Source organism: Micromonospora sp. NBC_01655 (assembly GCF_026339755.1).
In the GTDB taxonomy this organism is placed as follows: Bacteria; Actinomycetota; Actinomycetes; order Mycobacteriales; family Micromonosporaceae; genus Micromonospora.
The window spans coordinates 4706928-4726627 of sequence record NZ_JAPEQF010000001.1 but is presented as its reverse complement, the minus strand read 5'-3'; the positions used below and the strand labels follow the sequence as shown (position 1 = coordinate 4726627).

Annotated in this window: 20 protein-coding genes and 1 pseudogene; 14 read left to right on the top strand and 7 right to left on the bottom strand. The window is 75.1% G+C overall.

Annotated elements, in window-relative coordinates; translation table 11 throughout:
- Positions 1 to 22: 22 nt before the first annotated feature.
- Both OOK41_RS21505 and OOK41_RS21500 read left to right on the top strand, forming a co-directional pair.
- Positions 23 to 556: a GNAT family N-acetyltransferase gene (locus OOK41_RS21505; RefSeq protein WP_266266476.1), complete on the top strand. Its 534-nt coding sequence runs from the start codon at positions 23 to 25 to the stop codon at positions 554 to 556.
- A 178-nt stretch (positions 557 to 734) separates the two neighbouring features.
- Positions 735 to 2036, top strand: a complete 1302-nt coding sequence (locus OOK41_RS21500; protein WP_117667685.1) for an NAD(P)/FAD-dependent oxidoreductase — start codon at positions 735 to 737, stop codon at positions 2034 to 2036.
- 47 nt (positions 2037 to 2083) lie between these two features.
- Here the strand turns inward: OOK41_RS21500 and OOK41_RS21495 are convergent, their stop codons facing one another.
- The 3 genes and pseudogenes from OOK41_RS21495 to OOK41_RS21485 form a co-directional block, all read right to left on the bottom strand.
- A complete protein-coding gene (locus OOK41_RS21495; protein ID WP_266266475.1) occupies positions 2084 to 3142 on the bottom strand; it encodes an AI-2E family transporter in 1059 nt (352 codons plus the stop codon).
- Positions 3143 to 3198: 56 nt separating this feature from the next.
- The gene (locus tag OOK41_RS21490) at positions 3199 to 3990 is read right to left on the bottom strand and encodes a spermidine synthase (RefSeq protein ID WP_266266474.1); all 792 of its coding nucleotides are present in this window, start codon (positions 3988 to 3990) and stop codon (positions 3199 to 3201) included.
- Positions 3991 to 4087: 97 nt separating this feature from the next.
- Positions 4088 to 4726: pseudogene (locus OOK41_RS21485) on the bottom strand (DUF2267 domain-containing protein); the annotation flags it as partial.
- A 216-nt stretch (positions 4727 to 4942) separates the two neighbouring features.
- Here OOK41_RS21485 and OOK41_RS21480 point away from each other — a divergent pair.
- From OOK41_RS21480 to OOK41_RS21465, 4 genes are all read left to right on the top strand, one after another.
- The gene (locus OOK41_RS21480; protein ID WP_266266473.1) at positions 4943 to 5260 is read left to right on the top strand and encodes a hypothetical protein; all 318 of its coding nucleotides are present in this window, start codon (positions 4943 to 4945) and stop codon (positions 5258 to 5260) included.
- A 492-nt stretch (positions 5261 to 5752) separates the two neighbouring features.
- A complete protein-coding gene (locus OOK41_RS21475; protein WP_266266472.1) occupies positions 5753 to 6100 on the top strand; it encodes an STAS domain-containing protein in 348 nt (115 codons plus the stop codon).
- A gap of 70 nt (positions 6101 to 6170) precedes the next feature.
- The gene (locus tag OOK41_RS21470) at positions 6171 to 6617 is read left to right on the top strand and encodes a response regulator (protein WP_117667675.1); all 447 of its coding nucleotides are present in this window, start codon (positions 6171 to 6173) and stop codon (positions 6615 to 6617) included.
- A gap of 127 nt (positions 6618 to 6744) precedes the next feature.
- Positions 6745 to 7284 carry an ATPase gene (locus OOK41_RS21465; protein ID WP_266266471.1) on the top strand — a complete coding sequence of 180 codons (540 nt, stop codon included), beginning with the start codon at positions 6745 to 6747 and terminating at the stop codon, positions 7282 to 7284.
- 6 nt (positions 7285 to 7290) lie between these two features.
- Here OOK41_RS21465 and OOK41_RS21460 read toward each other — a convergent pair whose 3' ends face one another.
- From OOK41_RS21460 to OOK41_RS21450, 3 genes are all read right to left on the bottom strand, one after another.
- Entirely contained in the window at positions 7291 to 8142 is an 852-nt protein-coding gene (locus OOK41_RS21460; RefSeq protein ID WP_266266470.1) for a hypothetical protein, read from the bottom strand.
- A 373-nt stretch (positions 8143 to 8515) separates the two neighbouring features.
- The gene (locus tag OOK41_RS21455; protein ID WP_266266469.1) at positions 8516 to 8941 is read right to left on the bottom strand and encodes an OsmC family protein; all 426 of its coding nucleotides are present in this window, start codon (positions 8939 to 8941) and stop codon (positions 8516 to 8518) included.
- A 182-nt stretch (positions 8942 to 9123) separates the two neighbouring features.
- On the bottom strand, positions 9124 to 10080 hold the full coding sequence (locus OOK41_RS21450; RefSeq protein ID WP_266267928.1) for a serine/threonine-protein kinase: 957 nt from the start codon (positions 10078 to 10080) through the stop codon (positions 9124 to 9126).
- Between the two features lie 190 nt (positions 10081 to 10270).
- Between OOK41_RS21450 and OOK41_RS21445 the strand changes: the two genes are divergently transcribed.
- The 4 genes from OOK41_RS21445 to OOK41_RS21430 all read left to right on the top strand — a co-directional run bounded on the left by OOK41_RS21445 (position 10271) and on the right by OOK41_RS21430 (position 13757).
- Entirely contained in the window at positions 10271 to 10495 is a 225-nt protein-coding gene (locus OOK41_RS21445) for a hypothetical protein (protein WP_117667669.1), read from the top strand.
- Positions 10496 to 10744: 249 nt separating this feature from the next.
- Entirely contained in the window at positions 10745 to 11485 is a 741-nt protein-coding gene (locus OOK41_RS21440; protein WP_266267927.1) for a response regulator transcription factor, read from the top strand.
- A complete protein-coding gene (locus tag OOK41_RS21435) occupies positions 11463 to 12998 on the top strand; it encodes a cell wall metabolism sensor histidine kinase WalK (protein WP_266266468.1) in 1536 nt (511 codons plus the stop codon). The genes OOK41_RS21440 and OOK41_RS21435 overlap by 23 nt, the downstream gene beginning before the upstream one ends.
- A 72-nt stretch (positions 12999 to 13070) precedes the next feature.
- Complete coding sequence (locus OOK41_RS21430; RefSeq protein WP_266266467.1) at positions 13071 to 13757, top strand: helix-turn-helix transcriptional regulator; 687 nt, start codon at positions 13071 to 13073, stop codon at positions 13755 to 13757.
- A gap of 30 nt (positions 13758 to 13787) precedes the next feature.
- On the opposite strand, the gene OOK41_RS21425 is transcribed toward OOK41_RS21430, so the two are convergent.
- Positions 13788 to 14186 carry a VOC family protein gene (locus tag OOK41_RS21425; RefSeq protein WP_117667663.1) on the bottom strand — a complete coding sequence of 133 codons (399 nt, stop codon included), beginning with the start codon at positions 14184 to 14186 and terminating at the stop codon, positions 13788 to 13790.
- Positions 14187 to 14379: 193 nt separating this feature from the next.
- Here OOK41_RS21425 and OOK41_RS21420 point away from each other — a divergent pair, with 193 nt between their 5' ends.
- From OOK41_RS21420 to OOK41_RS21405, 4 genes are all read left to right on the top strand, one after another.
- Positions 14380 to 14529, top strand: coding sequence for a hypothetical protein (locus OOK41_RS21420; protein ID WP_266266466.1), 150 nt, complete (start codon positions 14380 to 14382; stop codon positions 14527 to 14529).
- 14 nt (positions 14530 to 14543) lie between these two features.
- Positions 14544 to 15974: a bifunctional 2-polyprenyl-6-hydroxyphenol methylase/3-demethylubiquinol 3-O-methyltransferase UbiG gene (locus OOK41_RS21415; protein ID WP_266266465.1), complete on the top strand. Its 1431-nt coding sequence runs from the start codon at positions 14544 to 14546 to the stop codon at positions 15972 to 15974.
- A 7-nt stretch (positions 15975 to 15981) separates the two neighbouring features.
- On the top strand, positions 15982 to 18021 hold the full coding sequence (locus tag OOK41_RS21410) for a sulfatase-like hydrolase/transferase (protein ID WP_266267926.1): 2040 nt from the start codon (positions 15982 to 15984) through the stop codon (positions 18019 to 18021).
- A 243-nt stretch (positions 18022 to 18264) separates the two neighbouring features.
- Complete coding sequence (locus OOK41_RS21405; RefSeq protein ID WP_117667659.1) at positions 18265 to 19548, top strand: citrate synthase; 1284 nt, start codon at positions 18265 to 18267, stop codon at positions 19546 to 19548.
- Positions 19549 to 19700 lie beyond the last annotated feature (152 nt).

Below are 19700 nucleotides of genomic sequence, written 5' to 3'. Positions count from 1 at the left end.
CCCGCTCCGCCGGTCAGAGTGGTTGGCCCTGAGATACCTGAGCACCGGTGGGCTCGCCGCGATCCGCCGACCCCGACCTTCCGACGAGGCCGAGTTCGTCGCCGCCGCCCGGCGTAGCCGGCCGCTGCACCACCCGTGGCTGTCGGCCCCGGACACCCCGGAGGCGTACGCCACGTACCTGGGCTGGATCCGGCGCCGGAACCACGCCGGGTACCTGATCTGCGACCGGGCCGGCGGGGCGATCGCCGGGTACGTCAACATCAGCGGCATCCTCCTCGGCGCGTTGCGCGGCGGCTACCTCGGCTACGCGGCGTTCCTGCCGTACAGCGGCACCGGGCACGCGTCGGCCGGGATCGGCCTGGTGGTGCGGCACGCGTTCGACGTGTTGGGCCTGCACCGGCTGGAGGCGAACATCCAGCCGGGCAACGAGCCGTCCCGGCGGATCGCCCGCAAGCTCGGCTTCCGGCTGGAGGGCTACTCGCCGGACTACCTGTTCATCGACGGGGCGTGGCGGGACCACGAGCGGTGGGCGATCACCGCACCCGACCCGACCTGAGCCCGTCGGTGACCCCGGACGGGGTCGAGCTGCGGCTCGCCGTCGCGGCCGACTTCGCCGACCTGTTCGAGGCCGAGTCCCGCGTGCGGGACCGCTCCGTCCGGGCCCGCCCACGTCCGGCTCCAGCCGGACCGACCCCTGACGTTTGCCCGGGCCGGCGGCGGGAACGGCACTCCCCATGACGAAGCCTCGGGTGGTGATCGTGGGGGCCGGGTTCGCCGGTTACCACGCGGCGAAGACGTTGAGCGGGCTCGCCCGGAGCCGGGCCGAGATCGTCCTGCTGAACTCGACCGACTACTTCCTCTACCTGCCGCTGCTGCCCGAGGTGGCGGCCGGGGTGGTCGAGCCCGGACGGGTCTCGGTGCCGCTCAGCGGCACCCTCGACGGCGTGCGGGTGGTCGTCGGCGAGGCCGACCGGATCGACCTGCAGAACCGCTGGGTCGGCTACACGATGCCGGAGGGCGACCAGGGCCGGCTCGCCTACGACCGCCTGGTGCTCGCCGTCGGCAGCGTCAACAAGCTGCTGCCCATTCCCGGCGTCACCGAGTACGCCCACGGCTTCCGCGGCCTGCCCGAGGCGCTCTACCTGCACGACCACGTGGTACGCCAGATCGAGCTGGCCGAGCTGACCGACGACCCGGCCGAGCAGCGGGCCCGCACCACCTTCGTGGTGGTCGGCGCCGGCTACACCGGGACCGAGGTGGCCGCGCACGGCCAGCTCTTCACCGACCGGCTGGTCGCCCAGCGCCCGCACCTGGGCGTCCGGCCCCGCTGGATGCTGCTCGACGTGGCCCCCCGGGTGCTGCCCGAACTTGACCAGCGGATGTCCGCGACCGCCGACCGGGTGCTGCGTCGGCGCGGCGTCGACGTGCGGATGGGCACCTCGGTGGCGGAGGCCACGTTCGACGGGGTGCGGCTGACCGACGGGGAGTGCGTGGCCACGTGCAGCCTGGTCTGGTGCGTCGGGGTGCGCCCGGACCCGTTCGTCGCCGAGCTCGGCCTGCGCACCGAGAAGGGCCGCCTGGTGGTCGACGAGTACCTCACCGTCCCCGGCTTCCCCGAGGTGTACGCCTGCGGCGACGCCGCAGCGGTGCCCGACCTGACCCGCCCCGGGCAGGTGTGCACCATGACCGCCCAACACGCCCAGCGTCAGGGCAAGCTCGCCGCCCACAACATCGCCGCCTCCTACGGGCAGGGCCGGCGCCGGCCGTACAAGCACCACGACCTGGGCTGGGTGGTCGACCTCGGCGGCAAGGACGCCGCGGCGAACCCGCTGAAGGTGTCGCTGTCCGGGTTGCCGGCCAAGGCCGTCACCCGCGGCTACCACCTGCTGGCCATGCCGGGAAACCGGGCCCGCGTCGGCGCGGACTGGCTGCTCGACGCCACCCTGCCCCGCCCGGCCGTGCAACTCGGCCTGGTCCCGGCCAACGCGGTGCCGCTGGAGAGCTCGTCGCCGGAGGTCCCGGCCCGGCGCGGCTGAGGGCCGACGGCGCGCGGGGGTGAACCGACTTCCGCCGCCGCGGCGGATCACCGGTCCCCGGCCGGTCGCGGGCGGCGGCCCCTTGGCCAGAACTCGCGCAGCAGGAGCTGCCCGATCCCGGCGGCCGGGACGGCCAGCAGCGCGCCGACCAGGCCGGCGAGCTCCGCCGCGAACAGGACGCTGGCCAGCACGGTCAACGGGTTCAGCCGGACCGCCCGGGCCATGATCACCGGTTGCAGCAGGTGGTTCTCCACCTGCTGGTAGACCACGAAGAACACCAGCACCACGATCCCGGCGGTGGGGGAGTGCAGGAACCCGGCGCCGCCCGCGAGGATCGCCCCCAACGTCGCGCCGACCAGGGGCACCAGGTCGGCGATCGCCACCAGCAGCGCGATCACCCCGGCGAACGGCACCCCGGTCAGGATGAGCACCAGGAAGGTGAGGACGCCGCAGATCACGCTGATCAGCAGGTTCCCGGTCAGGTAGCCGGTGATCACCCGGGACACGCCCCGGCCGATCCGCCGGGCCCGGCGGGCCGCCCGGTCGCTGAGCAGAGCGGTCACGCCCGCGGTGATCTTCGGTGCCTCCAGCACCATGAGGTACGCCAGCACGATGACGGTGAGCACCCCGGCGAGGGCCTCCAGTACGCGCCGGACCAGCCCGACGCTCGGTTCGCGCAACCGGCTGCCGTACTGCTGGATCTGGTCGGAGTGGCCGTCGAGGTACCGCCGCAGCCGCAGTCGCTCCAGCGCCTCGCCGGCTGGCCCCCGCCCCGCGCGGGTCTCTCGCAGCAGGTCCGGGGCCCGTTCGGCGAACCGGCCCAACTCGTGCACCAGCGGCAGGAAGATCACGGCGGTCAGCGCGGCGAGCACCCCGAACGCGGCCAGGAAGACGACCAGGGTGGCCAGCGCGCGGCGTCGCACGAAGCGCCGTTGCGCGCCGTCGACCAGGGGCTTCAGCGCGACGGCGAAGAACGCGGCGACCACGGCCCAGACCAGCACCCGCCGGGTGGCCCAGATCAGGGCCAGCCCGAGCAGGGTGGCCAGCACCAGGCCGATGACGATCGCGGCCCGCCGGGCGGTGACCCTGTCGTCGGCGTCGCTCATCCGGCGCGGCTACCCCCGCCGCCGGGCCGGAAACCCGTCCGCGCCCGGGGCGCGGCTCAGCTGACGCCGAGGGAGGCATCCGTGCCCGGGCGGGCCCCGCCGACGAACTCGTCGAGCGCCGGCCCGTGCAGCACCTGCCCCGGTACCGGGTCGCGGGCCGCCCGCGCGGCCAGCCGGTTGGCCGGCAGCCGTCCCGCCCGGCCGGCGGCGGCGAGCACCACGTTGCCGTAGCGCCGCCCCCGCAGCATCCGCCGGTCGGCGACCAGGCACACGTCGGCGAAGACGGCCCGCAGCGTGGCCACCCTCGCCCGGGTGAACACCAACGGCGGCAGGTCGGTGACGTTGACCAGCAGGATGCCGTCCGGGCGCAGCACCCGAGCCGCCTCGGTGGCGAACTCCACGCTGGCCACGTGCCCCGGCATCCGGGCCGCCCGGTACACGTCGGCGAGCACCAGATCGTACCCGCCCGGCGGGGCCCCGGTCACCGCCTCGCGGGCGTCGGCGAGGTCGAGGCGTACCCCCGGCGGAGGCGCGGGCAGCTCGCGGCGGACCAGCTCGACCACGGCAACGTCCCGCTCCACCACGAGCTGGGCGGAGCCCGGCCGGGTCACCCCGACGTACCGGGGCAGGGTCAACGCGCCCCCGCCGAGGTGCAGCGCGTCGACCGGGACGCCGGGCGGCGCCGCCAGGTCGACCACGGCGGCCATTCGGCGGACGTACTCGAAGTGCAGGTGTCGGGGGTCGGCCACGTCGACGTACGACTGGGCCACCCCGCCCGCGAGCAGGGTGCGCCCGGTGCGCCGGGCCGGGTCGACCACCAGCAGCGGGCCGTCGGCGGCGGAGTGCATCCCGGCACCGTAGCCGCCGTCCGGTCGGGCCCGCACCTGGCGGCGGCGGGCCGGCGGCAGGCGCGCCCGCCGGCCCGCGCGCTCAACCGCCGGCCGCCGGGCCGAGCAGGTCGCGTAGCCCGTCCGGTACGTGCAGGGAGGCGAGCAGGTCGCCGTCCCGCTCGGCCAGCGCGGCGAGCGTCGCCTCCGCCTGGTAGCGGGCCTGCTCCGGGGTACGGCCGCTGAGCCGGGCCACCTCGGCGAGGAAGCCGGGCAGGTCGTGGTGGCGCTCGATGCCGTCCACCGGGACCACGTCGTGCAGCGACACCGGCACCGCCGTCAGCAGCCGCTCCCGGGCGGCCTGGTCCAGCGCCCAGGCCAGGGTCAGCACGGTCGCCTCGGCCGCCACCTTGGCGGTGCGGAAGTCGACGCCGGCCCGCCGGCCGACGTCGTCGACCAGTTCCCGGTAGCCCACGCCGACGGCCCCCGGCGCCCCGGCGGGGCCGCGCCGCGCGCGCGGCTGCGACGGGGTGGCCGGCGCGGGGGCGGCCGGCGGCGGGGCCGGCCCGCCCCGGGTGCTGTCGGGCTTGTGCCGGCCGGCCGGCGGCGGCCCGGCGCGCTTGCCCCGGTCCAGGTGCGTGAGCTGTTTGGACGCGCTGAGGCTCGCACCGGTCTCACTGGCCTGCCGGCCGCGCTCGCGGGCCTGCCGGGCCAGCGCCCGGCGGCGCTGGTTGTCACCCTCCATCTGCTTACGCATGGCACACCTCGCCCTTCTCCGGTCCGTTGTCTCGACCGCCTTCCCGGCCTGGTCGGGGCCGAAACGGGTCGCGCCCCCGGCAGAAGCGGGGCGACCGAGGGGCGGGCCGGACGGCCGGCCGCGTCATCCCGGGCGGGTGAGCCAGGCTCACCCGCCCGGGCTCCATGATCGGGGCGGACCGGAGTACTTCCGACACACGCGGAAGGGAAGGTCGTCATGAAGAAAATCGTCGAGATTGTCCCCGCCCGTCCCGGCTGGTACGCCCGCTGGCGGCTCACGCCACAGGCGACCAGGTGCTACCCGGTGAGCCTGTGGGCCCTGCTGGAGGAGGCCGACGGCGTCGGTCGCGAGGTGGTCGGCGTCGACTGCACCGGGCAGTGGCCCGGGGCGGACGACAACGAGGCGGGTGGGGAGTTCGTCCGTTACCTGTTCCAGACGCCCGGCTCCGGGCCACCGGAGGACGCGGAGCCGCCGCCCGGCGACGCGCAGCGCCGCCCCGACGGGCCGCGCCTGCAACCGGTGACCGCCACCTGAGGCTCCCGGCCCGCCACCTCGCGTCGCAGCGGTGCCGCGGTGGTGAAGGCGAGATCGCCGCCGACCCGGATGAGAGGTGCGTCCGGATCGGAGAGATCGACGGACATGGTCGGCGGCGTCGCGTCGGGCTGTCTCCGGTGGAGTACCACGATCACGCCTTTCCGCGGGGCTGCCGGCCGGGCGGCGGTGGGGTGGCGGTGCCGGCACACCGGCGTAGGGTGGGTGGAAGGATTGGAAAACATGAGCGGTTTCCGGTCACCGTCAGGTGCCGGCGGGTGTCCGTGGTGCGCCACCTGAGGCCGGTCGCCGAGCGCCTGCTGCCCGAGGTGGCCGCCGGCGAACTGCTCGCCGCGGCCGCGGCGGGGGCGTCGCTCGACGCGGGGCGGGCCCGCGGTCGCGGTGATCGCGCGGGGCCGCGGGGGCCTCCCCGACGCACTGCTTATACTTGCTCCACTGCAAGCATTTGCCCATGGTGAAGCGAGGGGGACCACGTTGACGTTCACCGTCACGTACGCCCAGCGGGACGGCGCCGGGGCGTGCCTGCGACTCACCGGCGAGCTCGACCTGAGCACCGCGCCCGAGTTGAACGCGGTCCTCGACCGGCTGGCCGACCAGGGGGAGCGGCATCTCCTGGTCGACCTCACCGAGCTGACCTTCTGCGACTCCACCGGCATTGCCGCGTTCGTCCGGGGCGACAACCGGGCCGCGGCCCGGGGCGGCTGGCTGCGGGTCACCGGGGCCACCGGGCGGGTGGAGCGGGTGTTGCAGGTGACCGGGTTGGCGGAGGTGCTGGGGTACCGGTCCGACACGGCGCACCCGAGGTCGCAGTCCGCCCCGTGATGGGCTAGATTTCCCCGCCAGCAGGCGATCGTGAGGTCGCCGTCCGCGTTCAACCCGAGGCAGGTCACTGATGGCTGGAAACACCCCCGGCCCCGTTCGTATCCTCGTGGTGGACGACGATCCCGGCGACGTTCTGATGATCGAGGAGGCCCTCGTCGACTCCGACGTCGACAAGGTCATCGATGTGGTCGGCGACGGCCAGGAGGCGATGGAGTTCCTGCGCCGAGAGGGGCGGCACACCGAGGCCCGCCGGCCCGACGTGATCCTGCTCGACCTGAACATGCCCCGGATGGACGGGCGGCAGGTGCTCGGCGAGGTCAAGCAGGACGACGACCTGCGTACCATCCCGATCGTGGTGCTCACCACCTCCAACGCCGACACCGACATCGTCGGCAGCTACACCCTCCAGGCCAACGCGTACGTGACCAAGCCGATCGACCTGGACGACTTCAACGACGTGGTGCGCCGGATCGACGAGTTCTTCGGCCGCGTCGTGGTGCTGCCCAAGCGGGTCTGACCCGCGCCCCGGGCGGCGGGTGTCGTTGCCCGGATGCCGAACAATTTTCCCGAACCCCCTCGGCGTGCGTCGGCACCGCCGAGGATCGGCAGGTGGGAAGTAGCACCGGCTGCCTGGGGGCGACAGGATGAGATTCTCCGTCGTGGAGTTCGGCTACGACCGGCGGCAGGTCGACTCCTGCCTCGATGAGCTGGCGGTCCGGCTGAGCCGGCTCGCCGCGCGGGCGGAGGCTGCCGCCGGGACGGGTCGCGAGTGGGACCGGATCCGGCAGGACGCGACCCGCCTGTGTGACCTGGTCGAGCGGCGCCGGGCCGAGGCGGCCGGGGCGGGCCCCGGCCGGTCGTCGCCGCCGGACGCCGAGCGGGAGGCCGCCGAGCTCCTGGCCCGGGCCCGGGTCGAGCTGGACGCGGCCCGCGAGGAGGTCCGGCAGCTCCGCGAGCAGGCGTACGCCGAGGCGGTGCGGGCCCGCCGGGACGTCGAGGCCGCCCTGGTGGCGCGCCGCCGGCGGGCGACCCGGGTCGACGAGATCCTCACCGGGCCGGTCGGTGAGCCGGTGGCCGCCGACACGCCGACGGCCGCCGCGTCCGTGCCGTCCGGCGGGGGGCCCACCACCTGGGCGGTGGCCGGCGCCGAGCCGCCGGGCGGGCGCGACATTCGGGTGGTCTGAGCCGGCTCAGACCAGCGCCGCCACCACCGCGGTGGCCCGCTGCTCGTGCCGGGCGTACGCGTCGGGGAACGCCGAAACCTGCACGGACTGGGCGGCGGCGGTGACGCTCATGTCCTGCCAGCCGGGCACCTCCAGCAGCGCCTCGTAGAACACCCGCGCCGCGTACGCGGGGCGCATCAGGTCGCGGATGCTGCCCCAGCCGCTGCTGGGCCGCTGCTGGAACAGCCCGACCGAGTCGTGGTCGGAGCCGCTGCCCTGGTGCGGGTAGTCGGAGGACTCGGGCAGCACGTCGCTGGCCAGGTTGTGCAGGTCGCTCTCCTGCATGGCGGTGGCCACCGCCACCACCAGGCCCCGGCGGGGCAGTTTCAGGTCCCGCCCCACGTCCACGATGATCTTCGCGTTGTCCATCTGGAGCTGGTCGAGACCGGCGACCGGGCGGGGGCGTGACGGCCTGGCCGGCTTCGGCTTCGGCTTCCGGCTGGCGCTGGGGCTGGGCTTCGCCGTCGGGCTGGGGGAGACCGTCACCGCAGCGCCCGGGGCGCGGTCGAGGGAGCGGGAGGCGCGCCGCTCGGCCTCGGCGGCGACCGCCGCCCGGTCGGCGAGGGTGTCGCGGAGCGGCTCAGGGTCGGAATCGGCGTGCCGGGTGCCGGCGAAGGCGGCCACGCCGAGGCAACAGGTCACGCCGGTGGCCAGGGCCACGCGCACCGGGGCCGACCCGAGCAGCGCGCGGCCGGCGCGGCGCGGCGGTTCGGGCCGGCGGTGCCGGCCGGTCGTCCGCCCGGCCGATGCGGCATCGGTCGGACGGTCAGCCGGTCGGGCGGCGGTTTGCTTCTGCTCAGCGGGTTCGTCGGGACGCACCCGCCGAGGCTAGAGAGATCGGCGCGCCTTGCCATCGGGGTGGTTGGTGGCATCCGCCACAATTCGCGGAATGCTGACCCGCCATCTCCCCCGCCGAGGCAGCAAACCGACTCTCCCGGTGTAACGGTTATGTCAGGCATGACCGTTATGGAGAGACAAGGCGGGTGTTTCGCCCGGGAGTCGTGGCCCGTCACGGTCGCATGATCGACTCGTTCGTTCGGAGGATGATCGAATATCCGATCGGAGGAGGCGGCGCCGCGACCGTGGACGCGCTCGTCGCCTCCGACGCCGATCTGATCGCCCTGCAGGAGGTCAACCCGCGCGGTCACCGCCGGGTTCCGCTGGTGAGGAGCGAAGCGCCGGGCGGAGCGGTTCAGCGCCCGCCGTTCTCCGCCGGGGTGACTGTGAGCCGGTGGCGGGTGCTGTCGCCGCTGGAGAACGGCCAGAGCCGATCGGCGTGCTCGACCAACTGGGCGAGCTGCTGTCGGCTCAGCCCGGCCGACGAGATGGAGGCGCGTACGTCGGCCCGGTAGCGTCCGTCGTCGTCGCGGCCCAGCCGGGCCTCGGCGCGCACCTGCACGGTGTGCGCCTCGTCGGTGATCTCCCCGGCCGCCTCGACCGCCGCGTGGTGCAGGCAGGACGCGAAGGCGGCGGCCAGTAGCTGCTCCGGCGTCAGGCCCGTGCAGTGCGGCGCCAGCGGGGAGGCCAGGGTGCTGGACAGTCCCCCGTCGTCGGTTCGGACGTGGCCCCCCGCGGCGGTCGCGGTGGCCTTGTGCAGCCAGGAACTCGGATCCGGCATCGCGTTCCCCCCTCAGTCACCCGCCCGGCTACCCGGCCCGGGCCCCGGCGAAACCGCCCGGCCCCGGCCACCGGCCCCGCTCCGGCCCAGCCGTGGACGCCGCCTTACCTGCGGGGACGGCACCGTCACGGCCACGGTCGCGGGGCGGCACCGTCGCCGGCTCCGCGACAGGCGGCCGGGACTCAGGACGCGTGGTGGCGGCCCGGTCCGGCCGACCGGCAGCCGACGGCCGCCTGGGTCGCCTCGGCGGCAGCCTGCTCGGTCCACGGGGACACCTGCCCGTCGCGCTGGCGGGGCCGGGCCGGGCCGAGCATCGGCACGTACACCCGGGCGTCGACCGCCTCGGCCAGCAGCAGCGCGGCCATCAGGCTGGTCGGCCGGTGTGCCGGATCGTCGGCCATCAGCTGCCCGTAGAGTCCGGCCACCTCCGGCGGCAGGCCGTCGACCGGCGGCAGCGGCGCCGGCGGCTGCCGCCGGCGCGCCCCGAGCAGGTCGCTGGTGCTGTCGGCCGGGTACGGCAGCCGGCCGGTGAGGCAGTAGTAGAGCAGCACGCCGAGGGCGTACATGTCGGCGGCCGGGGTGGCGGGTCGCCGGTCGAACTGCTCCGGGGCCAGGTACGCGGGCGTGCCCACCACCATGCCGTCCGGCAACTCGTCGGGCACGCCGGCCGGGGTGGCGATGCCGAAGTCCAGCACCTTCACCCCGCTCGGGGTGAGTATCACGTTGGCCGGCTTCACGTCGCGGTGCACGATGCCGTGCGCGTGCGCGGCGGCCAGCGCCGCGGCGATCTCGGCGCAGACCCGCACCGCGATGCGCCAGTCCAGCGGCCCGGCGCGCAGGTGCGCGGCGAGCGTCTCGCCCTGCGCCAGCTCCATCACGATGTACGGCGCCGACCGGTCGTGCACCGTCGACGAGGTGCCGAAGTCGTGCACGCTGGCCACGTTCGGGTGCACCAGCCGCGCGGCGGAGCGGGCCTCGGCGCGGATGCGTTCCACCGAGGCCGGTCCGTCCCGGCCGGGGGAGATCAGCTTCACCGCGACCGGCCGGTCGAGCACGACGTCGTGGGCCTGCCACACCTCCGACATCCCGCCGATGCCGATGCGCTGTTCGAGCTGGTAGCGCCCGTCCAGCGTCCGCATCGACCGCTCCTCGTCTCGCTCGCCACCGTCGGTGGGCGGCAGTCCCGTCACGTCCGCCCCGGTACCCGGCCCCGGAACAGCGCAAACCGCCGGAAGTGTCGGCCCGGCGCCGCCCGCGTCGCCCGGTGCGGTGCGGTAGCTTCCACCGGGAAGGCCGACCCGGGGCGCCGGCGGTAGAACGGAGGGCGCGATGACCGAGGTGACCGTACGGTTCGTCGGCGGGCCCGCGCACGACCTGGTGCGACAGGTGCCGGCCGGGGCCGACGGGGCGCCCCCGCAGCGCTGGGTGCTGCGCCACCCCGGCGGCTCCCCGGCGCCGGCCGCCGACCACCTCTACCGGCGCGACCGCCCGGACGACACCGGCACCTGGACCATGCGCTTCGTCCGCACCGACCCGCTGGGCATGACGCAGTGAACCGCCGGGCCTGAGCCGGTGGCCCGCTCGGCGTGATCCGCCCCGCCGGTCCTGGCGTCAGGCCGGGGCCGCGCCGGTGGTGGCCGGGATGACCGAGGCGACCAGCGCCGGGTCGTCGCGCATCGGCACGTGGCCGCAGCCGGTCAGGTCGCGGGGTCTGCCGTCCCGTCCCGGCCGTCCCGCACAGCTGGTACACAGGGTCTGCCGAGGTGGGGCACAGCCGTCCGTCCCACGATGGGGGGCATGGTCATGGAGTGGCAGGCCGCGCAGGGCCGCATCGAGCTGCGCCGACCCGACGGGGAACCCGTCCGGGTGCTGGTGGTCGACGACGAGCCCACGCTCACCGACCTGCTCTCGATGGCGTTGCGCTACGAGGGCTGGCAGGTCCGCACCGCGGGCAACGGGATGACGGCGCTGAGCGCCGCCCGGCAGTTCCAGCCGGACGCGGTGGTGCTCGACGTGATGCTGCCCGACCTGGACGGCTTCCAGGTGCTGCGCCGGCTGCGCGAGCACACCCCGACCGTGCCGGTGCTCTTCCTGACCGCCCGGGACGCGGTGGAGGAGCGCATCGCCGGGCTCACCGTCGGCGGCGACGACTACGTCACCAAGCCGTTCAGCCTAGAGGAGGTGATCGCCCGGCTGCGGGCCCTGCTGCGCCGCTCCGGGTTCGCGGTCGCCACCCGGGAGGACGCCGTGTTGACCGTCGGCGACCTCAGCCTGGACGAGGACAGCCACGAGGTGCGCCGCGGCGACCGGATGATCACCCTCACCGCCACCGAGTTCGAGCTGCTGCGGTACCTGATGCGCAACTCGCGTCGGGTGCTCAGCAAGGCGCAGATCCTCGACCACGTCTGGAACTACGACTTCGGCGGGCAGGCCAACGTGGTCGAGCTGTACATCTCGTACCTGCGGAAGAAGATCGACGCCGGCCGGGCGCCGATGATCCACACGCTGCGCGGCGCGGGGTATGTCCTCAAGCCCGCGGACTGACCGGCTGCGCCGCTGGCTGGCCGGCTGGTCCCTGCGTACCCGGCTGGTGGCCGCCGTGGTGGCGCTGCTCGCCCTGGTCAGCATCGGGATCGGCGGGCTGACCACGGTGGCCCTGCGACACTTCCTCGTCGCCCAGGTCGACGACCAGCTCACCTTCGACGATCGCCGGTCCGGCGGCGACCGGCGGCCCCCGACCGCCGCCCTGCCCCCGCTGGCCCGCGGGGTGAACCTGCCCCCCGGCTTCCCGACCGGCTCGATCGCCATCCGGGTGACCGACGGCCGGGTGATCCAGGCGAAGATCCGCACCTCGACCGGTTCGGACGAGCCGCTCGCCACCGACACGACGGCCCGGCTGGTCGGCCTGGCCGCCGACGGCCGGCCGCGCACGGTGGACCTCGGCGACCAGGGCGACTACCGGGCGGTGGCCCGGCAGCTCGGCCCCGACAACGACGGCGACGGCGTCGGCGGCACCGGCGACGTGCTGGTCTTCGCGCTGCCGCTGGCCGGCGTCCAGGACACCGTCTGGTGGATGGTGCTGGCCCAGGCCGGGGTCGCCGCCGCCGGGCTGCTCGTCGCCGGCAGCCTCGGCGCGCTGATCGTCCAGGCCACCCTGCGCCCGCTGCGCCGGGTCGCCGCCACCGCCGCCCGGGTCACCGAGCTGCCGTTGGACCGGGGCGAGGTGGCGCTGTCCGTGCGGGTCCCGGCCGCCGACACCGACCCCCGCACCGAGGTCGGCCAGGTCGGCGGCGCGCTCAACCGGATGCTCGGGCACGTCGCCGCCGCGCTCGCCGCCCGGCAGGCCAGCGAGACCCGGGTACGCCAGTTCGTCGCCGACGCCAGCCACGAGCTGCGCACCCCCCTCGCGGCCATCCGGGGGTACGCCGAGGTGGCCCGCCGGGGCCGGGACCGCGTCCCGCCCGACGTCGCGCACGCCCTGCGCCGGGTCGAGTCGGAGAGCACCCGGATGACCAGCCTCGTCGACGACCTGCTGCTGCTGGCCCGGCTCGACTCCGGCCGGCCGCTGGCCGTCAAGCCGGTGGACCTGACCGCGCTGGTCGTCGACGCGGTCAGCGACGCGCACGTCGCCGGCCCGGAACACCGCTGGCAGCTCGACCTGCCCGAGGCGGAGCAGGTGGTGCCGGGCGACGCCGCCCGGCTGCACCAGGTGGTGGCGAACCTGCTGGCCAACGCCCGCGTGCACACCCCGCCGGGGACCACCGTCACCACCCGACTCGCCCCCGCGCCGGATTCGGTGGCGCTCAGCGTCACCGACGACGGACCCGGCGTCCCGGCAGACCTGCGGGACGACGTCTTCGAGCGCTTCGCCCGGGGCGACAGTTCCCGCTCGCGTGCCCACGGCAGCACGGGCCTCGGGCTGGCCATCGTGGCGGCCGTGGTGGACGCCCACCACGGCCGGGTCGAGGTGTCCAGCCGCCCCGGGCATACCGTGTTCACGGTTTCTCTGCCGGCGGGCACGGACTCCACGGCACCCGCACAGGGCGCCGGCTGGTGATGACGACCGGGACCCCGCGCCTGTCGGCCTCGCGGACGGCCTCGGCCCGCCCGGGATGGCAGACTCCGGGGCGTGTACCGGGAACGCGCAGCCAGGGTGGCCGGTGCGGTGCTCTGGGAGAGCGTCGGCACCCGGGACGGGGTCGCCCGGGTGCTGCCCGACGGGTGCCTGGACCTGCTGTGGTCCTCGCGGCGAGGGCTGTTGGTCGCCGGGCCGGACCGCACGGCGCAACTGTCGGTGAGCGCGGCGGGCGACCGCTGGGTCGGGCTGCGGCTGCCGCCCGGCACCGGGCCGGCCGTGTTCGGCGTGCCCGCCCACGAGTTGCGCGACCGGCGGGTGCCCCTGGCGGACCTGTGGGGGCCGGCCGCCGCCGCCGTCGCCGAGCGGACGGCCGACGGGCGGGCCGTCGGCGCGGCGCTGGAGGAGGCCGCCCGGGACCGGCTGCGCGCGGCGGGCGGCCCCGACCCGCTCGGCGCGCACCTGGCGGGCCGGCTGGCCGCCGGGGCGCCGGTCGGCGTGGTCGCCGCCGAGGTCGGCCTCGGCGCGCGGGCGTTGCACCGCCGCTGCCAGCGCCTCTTCGGGTACGGCCCGAAGACCCTCGCCCGCATCCTGCGGATGCGTCGGGCGCTCGCCCTGGCCCGGGCCGGGACGCCGCTGGCCGAGGTGGCCGCCCGCGCCGGGTACGCCGACCAGGCCCACCTGACCCGCGACGTCCGCGAACTGGCCGGGGTGCCGCCCGCCGCCCTGCTGCGCGGCTGAGTCGAGTCCCCGGCCGTCGGTGCTCCCGGGTCAGCTCACCGGCAGCGGGGCGAACAGGTCGACGGCGGTGCCGTCGGGGTCGTGCAGGACGGCGTACCGCTGGCCCCAGACCGCGTCCCACGGTGCCAGGTGGCCGTGGAAGCCGGCCCCGGTGAGCTCGGCCCAGCACCGGTCGACCTCGGCCGGGTCGGCGCAGCGGAACGCGAGGCTGACCCGGGAGCCGCCGGTCGGCGGGGCCCAGCCCGGGTCGAAGCCGCGGATCGTCTCCACCGTGTCCCAGGCCAGCCGCAGGCCGTTGGCCAACGTGAACTCCACGTGCGGCTCGGCCTCCGCGCCGGGCGGGACGTCGAGGCCCAGGCGCCGGTAGAAGTCGAGGGTCCGGGCCATGTCGGCGACCGTCAGGCCGACGAGGTCGAAGTGAGGTGTCATGCCGCCGACGGTACGGCGGGACCGGGCGTGGCGTCTTGAACGGAACGGACGCGGTCGGAGTGGCCGGTGTGGCCTCGACGCGGCCGGTCGTCGCGTACGGTGGCAATGAGACAAGTCCGGCCTTTCCGGGTGAAAACCCTCAGCGCGGCGGGGCCGGGAGCTGACTCCGAGACGGCGAGGGGAAGGAGCGACCGTGAGACACCTGGCCTACCTGGACGCGGGATCCGGCAGCCTGATCGTGCAGGCGGTGGTCGGAGGGGTGGCCGGAGCGGCGGTGGCCGCGAAGCTCTACTGGCGTCGGCTGACGGCCCGGTTCCGCCGCCAGCCCAGCGACCGTCCCTGAGCCGGGCCGTCGGCATGACCACCCCCGACACCGGCGTCCGGGTCGAGCCGGGCTCCTTCCGCGACCCGGCCAACCGCGTCTTCTACGCCGACGGCCAGGTGCTACGCGGGCTGGACGCGCGGGCGGCCGAGGACTGGCGGGCCCTGGCCGCCAGCGAGTTCTTCCCGCCGTTGCTCGCCGCCGGCAAGGTCTGCGGCACCGAGCCCGTCGCCCCGGACCGGTTCCGCGCCCCCGACGGCGGGCCGTGGGCGGCGGTGCTGCGCCACGAGCGCATCCCGTTCGTCTCCCACCCGTACGAGTGGTCGTTCGGCATGCTGCGCGACGCCGCGCTGCTGCACCTGGAGGTCCTGCGCGCGGCGCTGGCCGCCGGCTTCACCACGAAGGACGGCTCGGCCTACAACCTCCAGTGGCACGGGGCCCGGCCGGTCTTCATCGACGTCGGCTCGTTCGAGCCGGCCCGTGACGGCGAGCCCTGGGCCGGCTATCGGCAGTTCTGCCAGACCCTGCTCTACCCGCTGCTGCTCACCGCCCACCTCGGCGTGGACTTCCAGCCCTGGCTGCGCGCCCAGGTCGACGGCATCCCGCCGGAGCAGATGCGCCGGCTGTTCACCGGCACCCGCCGGCTGCTGCCCGGCGTCCCCACCCACGTGCACCTGCACTCCGCGATGCAGCAGCGGCACGCCGCCGCGACCACCAGCGACGTGCGGGCGCAACTGCGCACCGCCGGGTACTCCAGGCAGTTGGCCCTGGCCACCGTGCGCCGGATCGAGAAGCTGGTCCGCCGGCTGGCCCCGCGCCATGCCCCCAGCCACTGGATCGACTACCAGCGCACCTGCACGTACTCGGCGGGGGACCGGGCCGCCAAGGAACGCTTCGTCACCGCGGCGCTGACCGCCGGCCCGCCGCCCGGCCTGGTGCTCGACCTGGGCGCCAACGACGGCCGGTACGCCCGGATCGCCGCCCGGCATGCCGGCTACGTCGTCGCCGTCGAGCAGGACCCGGTCGTCGTCGACGAGCTGTACGCCGCGCTGCGCGCCGAGGACCAGCGGCGGGTGCTGCCGCTGGTGATGGACCTGGCCGACCCGTCGCCCGGCGGCGGTTGGCGCGGCGTCGAGCGGGCCCCCTTCGCCACCCGGGCGCGGGCCGACCTGGTGCTGGCCCTCGCCGTCGTGCACCACCTGGCGATCGGGCGCAACGTGCCGTTGGCCCAGGTCGTCGACCAGCTCGCCGCCGCGTGCGCCCCGGGCGGCCGGCTGGTGGTCGAGTTCGTCCACCCCGAGGACCCGATGACCCGGCGACTGCTGGCCAACCGGCCGCCCGGCCTCTTCGGCGACTACCGGCCCGACGAGTTCGCCCGGCTGCTGGCCACCCGGTGCCGGATCGAGCGGCGCGCCGAGCTGCCGTCGGGCACCCGCACGCTGTACCAGGCGGTGGTGGGTGGCTGACGCGACCCTGGCTCCGCCGGCCGCCCCGGCCGCACCGGCCCCCGACCCGGCCCGCACCGCCCCACCGGGCGGGTGGCGGGCGGAGCGGGAGCGGCTGCTGGAGGTGGTGGCGCTGGTCGGGCTGGTGGTCACCCAGCCGATGCTGGACGTGCTGGGCCGCAGCCCCGACTTCTTCCTGTTCCACCGGGCCAGCCGGGGCGAGGTCCTGACCCTGGTGGCGCTGGTGGCGCTGGCCCCCACGCTGCCGGTGGCCCTGCTCGGCGCGGCGAGCCGGGTGGCCGGCCGAGCCGTCCGGGCCGCCGTGCACACCGGGGTCGTCGGCCTGCTGCTCGCCGCCCTCGCGGTGCAGGTGGGCCGGCACGGCACGCCGCTGCGGGGCGTACCGCTGCTGCTGCTCGCGGCGGTGGTGGGCGCGGCCGGGGCCGCCGCGCACCGGCGGTGGCGCGGGCCGGGGCGGGCGCTGCGGGTGGCCGCGGCCGGGCCGCTGGCCTTCGTGGCGCTGTTCCTGTTCGCCTCACCGGCCTCGGCGGTGGCGCTGCCGCGCGGCCACGCCGGCACGGCCGGGGTGGCCGCGGCGGGGGAGCATCCACCGGTGGTCATGCTGGTCCTCGACGAGCTGCCGTTGGTCTCCCTGCTCGGCCCCGACGGCCGGATCGACGCCGCCCGCTACCCGCACTTCGCCGAGCTGGCCGCCGGCTCCACGTGGTACCGCAACGCCACCGGGGTCAGCGGCTGGACGCCGTACGCGCTGCCGGCCATGCTCACCGGCCGCTACCCGGCCGAGCCGGTCGCGCCGCACTACTCGCAGTACCCGGACAACCTGTTCACCGCCCTCGGTGGCCTGTACGACATCCGGGCGCAGGAGAGCATCACCCGGCTCTGCCCACCCAGCCGCTGCGACCAGCCGGCCAGCCCCCGGCAGGGCCTCGGCACCCTGATCCGGGAGAGCGGGAAGCTGCTGCGCCAGGTGACCGCCCCGGCGGACAGCCGGGTCGACCCCGAGGAGTCGTACCGCGAGCTGACCGCCGCCGAGGCGGGGCTGGACGCCGCCGAGCCGGTCCCGGCCGACCCGAAGTTCCGCTGGGACAGCCTCAACGACAACCAGCCGGCCCGGTTCACCACGTTCCTGGCCGGGCTGCGTCCGACCAGCCGGCCCACCCTGCACTTCCTGCACCTGCTGATGCCGCACGCGCCCTGGGTGTTCCTGCCGTCGGGGGCCCGCTACGCCGCCCCGGACGACCTGCCCAACGACGGCGCGGGCTGGGTGGAGCTGGCCCGGCAGCGGCACCTCGCCCAACTGGCGTACACCGACCGGCTGGTCGGCGAGACGCTGCGCGCCCTGCGCGCCACGGGCCTGTACGACAAGGCCCTCGTGGTGGTCACCGCCGACCACGGGGTCAGCTTCGACAAGGGCTTCCAGGGGCGCGGGATGGACGCCATCCGCGCGGCGGCCGGGCAGGTGGCCTGGGTGCCGATGTTCGTCAAGGAGCCCGGCCAGCGGGCCGGGCGGGTCGACGACCGCAACTGGGAGCACGTGGACCTGCTGCCCACCGTCGCCGACCACGCCCGCATCCGGATCCCGTGGCACGTCGACGGGCGCTCCGCCCGGCAGGCCCCGCGCGAGCGCGCCGACAAGCGCTTCTACGACCAGCCGGGCGAGCCGGTCAGCTTCCCCGGCGGGGTGCCGGCACCGCTGCCTGAACCGTCGTCCCATCCGCTGGTCGGTACCGAGGTGGGGCAGCGACCGGCCGGCGGCACCGCCCGGGTCGCCGACCTCGCCGCGTTCCGCGCCGTCGACCCGGACACCGGCGAGCTGCCGGCCCTGGTCTGGGGCACCGTCCCGGCGGCGGTGCGCGACGGCACGCTGCTCGCCGTCGCGGTCAACGGCCGGATCGGCGCGGTCGTCCCGGTCGTGCCGCCCGATGCCGGCGGGCGGCGGTTCGCCGCCCTCCTCCCCGACGACCGGCTGTTCCGGGCCGGCGCCAACCGGCTGGACGTCTACCGGGTCGGCCCCGGCGACGAGCTGCGCCGGCTGAGTGTTTCCTGAGAGTTTCGCGGCCCTCGAGGCAAGGGCCCCCGGCCGACGCGTGACGCGCGGTGGGGGCCTTCTTGGTGCTTTGCCCGGGTTCGTCGCCCACCTCGCGCCCGCCGGGTTTCCGCGCCTGTAGGTCGGGAACCGGGTGACGCATACCTCACCGCCGAACCACGGCGGGCGGTGTCCCCGCAACCGTGTTTACGGTAAAAGCGAAGGCAATTTCAAAGTAGATCTGCCGGCGAAGCGAGGAACCACATGACGGAAGTCAAGCTCGATCACCCCGGTGGGCAGCTGTCGATGCCGGTGCAGTCGGCGGTCGAGGGCCCCGCCGGCATCGGCGTGAGCAAGCTTCTCAAGGAAACCGGGATGACCACGTACGATCCCGGTTTCGTCAACACCGCGGCCTGCTCCTCCGCGATCACCTACATCGACGGCGACGCGGGCATCCTGCGGTACCGGGGCTACCCGATCGAGCAACTGGCCGAGAAGTCCTCCTTCCTGGAGGTCTCCTACCTGTTGATCTACGGCGAGTTGCCCGGCCAGCAGGCGCTGACCGAGTTCAGCGAGCGGATCCGGCGACACTCCCTGCTGCACGAGGAGATGCGCCGGTTCTTCGACGGCTTCCCGCGCGACGCGCACCCGATGGCCGTGCTCTCCTCGGCCGTCAGCGCCATCTCGACCTTCTACCAGGACAGCCTGGACCCGTTCGACTCCGACCACGTCGAGATGTCCACGGTCCGGCTGATGGCCAAGGTCCCCACCATCGCCTCGTACGCGTACAAGAAGTCCATCGGCCAGCCGCTGCTGTACCCGGACAACTCGCTCGGCTACGTGGAGAACTTCCTGCGGATGACGTTCGGCGTGCCGGCGGAGCCGTACGAGGTCGACCCGGTCATGGCCAAGGTCCTGGACATGCTGTTCATCCTGCACGCCGACCACGAGCAGAACTGCTCCACGTCGACCGTGCGGCTGGTCGGCTCCAGCAACGCCAACCTCTTCGCCTCGGTCTCGGCCGGGGTGAACGCGCTCTTCGGGCCGCTGCACGGCGGGGCCAACCAGGCCGTGCTGGAGATGCTGCAGAAGATCCAGGCCGACGGCGGCGACGTGCAGTCCTTCGTCCGCAAGGTGAAGGACAAGCAGGACGGCGTGAAGCTGATGGGCTTCGGCCACCGGGTCTACAAGAACTACGACCCGCGCGCCGCCATCGTGAAGAAGGCCGCCCAGGACGTGCTCGGCCGGATGGCCAAGCCGGACCCGCTGCTGGACATCGCGATGCAACTGGAGGAGATCGCCCTCGCCGACGACTTCTTCGTGTCCCGCCGGCTCTACCCGAACGTGGACTTCTACACCGGCCTGATCTACAAGGCCATGGGCTTCCCGACGAAGATGTTCACGGTGCTCTTCGCCCTCGGCCGGCTCCCCGGCTGGATTGCCCAGTGGCGCGAGATGATCAACGACCCGGAGACGAAGATCGGCCGCCCCCGGCAGCTCTACACCGGGTCCCCCGAGCGGGCGTACACCCCGCCCGCGGAGCGCTGACCCGCAGTTTCCCGACCGGGAACGGGCCGCCGACGCCATCCGGGGTGGGCGGCCCGTTCGGCGTTTCCCACCCCACCCCGCTTCGGTGACCTTGCACTTGCCGCCCCGGCATGCGGGGCAAACCCGACGAAACCAGGGCCGGAAGTGCAGGA

What these genes read in the sequence shown, in the direction of transcription:
- OOK41_RS21465 (WP_266266471.1), top strand. Translation starts at nt 6,745, where the DNA reads ATGAGATTCTCCGTCGTGGAGTTCGGCTACGACCGGCGGCAGGTCGAC.
- OOK41_RS21415 (WP_266266465.1), top strand. Translation starts at nt 14,544, where the DNA reads ATGACCACCCCCGACACCGGCGTCCGGGTCGAGCCGGGCTCCTTCCGC.
- OOK41_RS21445 (WP_117667669.1), top strand. Translation starts at nt 10,271, where the DNA reads ATGACCGAGGTGACCGTACGGTTCGTCGGCGGGCCCGCGCACGACCTG.
- OOK41_RS21435 (WP_266266468.1), top strand. Translation starts at nt 11,463, where the DNA reads ATGTCCTCAAGCCCGCGGACTGACCGGCTGCGCCGCTGGCTGGCCGGC.
- OOK41_RS21425 (WP_117667663.1), bottom strand. Translation starts at nt 14,186, where the DNA reads ATGACACCTCACTTCGACCTCGTCGGCCTGACGGTCGCCGACATGGCC.
- OOK41_RS21455 (WP_266266469.1), bottom strand. Translation starts at nt 8,941, where the DNA reads ATGCCGGATCCGAGTTCCTGGCTGCACAAGGCCACCGCGACCGCCGCG.
- OOK41_RS21490 (WP_266266474.1), bottom strand. Translation starts at nt 3,990, where the DNA reads ATGCACTCCGCCGCCGACGGCCCGCTGCTGGTGGTCGACCCGGCCCGG.
- OOK41_RS21495 (WP_266266475.1), bottom strand. Translation starts at nt 3,142, where the DNA reads ATGAGCGACGCCGACGACAGGGTCACCGCCCGGCGGGCCGCGATCGTC.
- OOK41_RS21470 (WP_117667675.1), top strand. Translation starts at nt 6,171, where the DNA reads ATGGCTGGAAACACCCCCGGCCCCGTTCGTATCCTCGTGGTGGACGAC.
- OOK41_RS21500 (WP_117667685.1), top strand. Translation starts at nt 735, where the DNA reads ATGACGAAGCCTCGGGTGGTGATCGTGGGGGCCGGGTTCGCCGGTTAC.
- OOK41_RS21450 (WP_266267928.1), bottom strand. Translation starts at nt 10,080, where the DNA reads ATGCGGACGCTGGACGGGCGCTACCAGCTCGAACAGCGCATCGGCATC.
- OOK41_RS21405 (WP_117667659.1), top strand. Translation starts at nt 18,265, where the DNA reads ATGACGGAAGTCAAGCTCGATCACCCCGGTGGGCAGCTGTCGATGCCG.
- OOK41_RS21440 (WP_266267927.1), top strand. Translation starts at nt 10,745, where the DNA reads ATGGAGTGGCAGGCCGCGCAGGGCCGCATCGAGCTGCGCCGACCCGAC.
- OOK41_RS21480 (WP_266266473.1), top strand. Translation starts at nt 4,943, where the DNA reads ATGAAGAAAATCGTCGAGATTGTCCCCGCCCGTCCCGGCTGGTACGCC.